At 70.2% G+C, this 1124-nt stretch carries 1 protein-coding gene; it reads right to left on the bottom strand.

The window, feature by feature from the left end:
* Positions 1–75: 75 nt before the first annotated feature.
* Positions 76–1038 (bottom strand): thiamine-phosphate kinase, encoded by a 963-nt coding sequence (thiL, locus tag ABGA94_RS10565; RefSeq protein ID WP_111128398.1) that lies wholly within the window; start codon positions 1036–1038, stop codon positions 76–78.
* Between the last annotated feature and the right edge of the window lie 86 nt (positions 1039–1124).

Here is a 1124-nt window from a genome sequence, read left to right as displayed (position 1 = left end):
GGTCAGATCCCTTTGCGGCGCAAAGGGATCTGACCCCACCCCGAAGGTTGACCCAGCAGGGCAGTACCGCTGCGGCTACGCGAAGTGCTGGTAACCGCCGCCGGCGGCTTCGCCGTCCACGTGCACGCCCTGCCCTTCGGCAATACGGCCGATGCGGGTGAGCGGCACGTCCAGCGATTCGGCCAGGTAGTGCAGCGCGTCGCGCTGGTCGGCGGCGGCGGTAAAGCACAGCTCGTAGTCGTCGCCACCGCGCAGTGCGCAGTCGCGTGCGGCCTCACGACCGAGCAGTTCCCGCAGTGCGTGCGAGATCGGCAGCAAATCGGCATCCACGTGCGCGGCCAGGTTGCTACGCGTGGCGATATGACCGAGGTCGGCCAGCAGGCCGTCAGACACATCCACCGCCGCGTGCGCGAAGGCCCGCAGGCGCAGGCCGAGGGTCACGCGCGGCGTCGGCCGCAGCAGGCGCAGGCGCAGGCTTTCGTAGTCGGCCAGCAGCGTGGCGGTGGCGATGCTCAACGCACCTTGTTGCCACAGGCGCAGCGCACCGGCGGCATCGCCGAGCGTGCCACTGACCCAAATGTCATCGCCTGCCTGTGCGCGGTCGCGCCGCAGGGCTTGGCCGCGCCCGACCTGGCCCATCGCGGTCACCGACAGCGACAGCGGACCGAGCGTGGTGTCGCCACCGATCAGCGCGATGTCGTGCTGGTCGGCCAGGGCGAAGAAGCCATCGGCAAAGGCCTCGATCCAATCTTCAGATGCTTCCGGCAGCGACAGTGCCAGCGTGCACCACGCCGGGCGCGCGCCCATCGCGGCGAGGTCTGACAGATTGACCGCCAGGGTCTTCCAGCCGATGTCGAAGGCAGGCGTCTCAACCGGGAAGTGCACGCCGCTGTTGAGCGTATCGGCGGTGACCACCAGCTGTTCGTTGGCACGCGGCTGCAGCAACGCGGCGTCGTCACCGATGCCGAGCAGGATGTCGTCGCGCTCGAGGGTGCGGGCGCGGATGCGGTCGATGAGGGCGAATTCGGCCAGGGACATGGGGCGTTCCCGCTGTTGTACGTGCCGCGCAAGGCGCGGTGGGCGGTAGTTGGGGGGGGGGGGGGGGGGGGGGGGGGGGGGGGGGG

It is taken from the genome of Stenotrophomonas sp. 3diitr2024, assembly GCF_042136455.1.
GTDB classification, from domain to species: Bacteria; Pseudomonadota; Gammaproteobacteria; order Xanthomonadales; family Xanthomonadaceae; genus Stenotrophomonas; species Stenotrophomonas sepilia.
This window is presented reverse-complemented; position numbering and strand designations above follow the sequence as displayed.